Source organism: Megasphaera sp. AF13-6AC (genome assembly GCF_027685385.1).
Taxonomy (GTDB): domain Bacteria; phylum Bacillota; class Negativicutes; order Veillonellales; family Megasphaeraceae; genus Megasphaera; species Megasphaera micronuciformis.
In genome coordinates this window covers 1-1,325 of record NZ_JAQCUN010000221.1, presented here as the reverse complement: position 1 = coordinate 1,325, position 1,325 = coordinate 1, and the positions used below count along the sequence as shown (strand labels likewise).

1 protein-coding gene is annotated in these 1,325 nt (G+C 48.2%); it reads left to right on the top strand.

What is annotated here, in order from left to right:
• Positions 1-45: 45 nt before the first annotated feature.
• On the top strand, positions 46-1,325 hold a 1,280-nt coding region (locus PGX78_RS08330), incomplete at its 3' end, for a PD-(D/E)XK nuclease family protein (protein WP_442864824.1).

The following is a 1,325-nucleotide window of genomic DNA, read 5'->3' as shown; positions in this document are numbered from 1 at the left end:
GAGGCGGAACGTCGTTATGCCGAATCCTTGCAAGGTCGGGGATTTATGGGAACGCGAATTTCCGGATTTTCGCGCTTGGCACGACAGGTGACACAGGGGGGCAGCGGCGATACGGTCGTGTTGAACGACTTCGATAAACGCCTTGTGTTACGACGACTGGCAGATGCTTGGGCGCCGTCATTTACAGTTTTGCAACAAGCCATGAGACAGCCGGGTTTTGCGGCAACGGCCTCCGCCTTTATTACGGAATGTCGGTCTTTCGGTATTGATGCCGAAACGTTGAAGAACGCCGGTAAAGCCTTAGAGACAGGGGTACTGAAACAAAAGATTTCCGATATTTCTCTGTTGTATGAAAAGTATGATGAATACTTACAGACACGTTTCGGATCAACTCGTGATTTGCTGACGGCACTGGCTGAAGATGCATGTCGTGATGAATTCCTTCAAGGAGCATATATTTGGATCGACGGATTTCAGTGGTTTACGCCACAACAGATGCAAGTCATACAGGCTCTTGCACGTTGTGCCGAAGAGACGGTCATTACTTTGACGATGAATCCTGAAGCCTTAGACGGACAACAGCGGGAAACCGCATTGCATCGTCGTGCTTATGAGGCTTATGAGTCCCTATGTCGACTCTTTCCGGCTGTGCAGGTTCGAGCCGTAGGCGACAGCGTATATTCAACGTTGCGAGCTTTTCGCGATGACTTTTTTTCGACAGTACCGAAATTTCGAGATGCATCTGTAGAATGGATAAGAGCCGTACAATGTAACACTCGTTATGAAGAAGTGCGATATGTGGCCGGACAGATTTGTCATCTGTTGCGCCAAGGCAGGCGGCTAAAGGATATTACTGTCATTACGCGTACGTCCGACCCGTATAATCGTATTTGTAAACAAGTATTTGCAGAATACGGCCTGCCCTGCTTTACGGACTATAGACGCCCCATGACTACGCACCCGTATGTGGAAGCTGTAACGGCTGTTCGGGAAATTTTGTTTTCCCATCTTAATAATGATGCTCTATTTCGCCTGTTAAAAACGGATTTACTGCCCTTTTCGCGGCGTGAAGCAGATGACTTGGAGAACTACAGCCTTGCAGCGGGAATCAGGCCTCTGCGCTGGATAAAAGACGAAGATTTTACATATATGCCCGAACGATTGCGGAATCAGTGCGGAGATTTGTCGTATATAAACGATATTCGGCACCGGATTTTTCACGTTCTGGAGCCGCTGCTTCCCTTCCGGGGAGAAAAGAAGCCTCTTTATGAATGGGCCGGAATTTTATGGCAATGGACCTATGATACGCAGATGCAAAGTCTGTT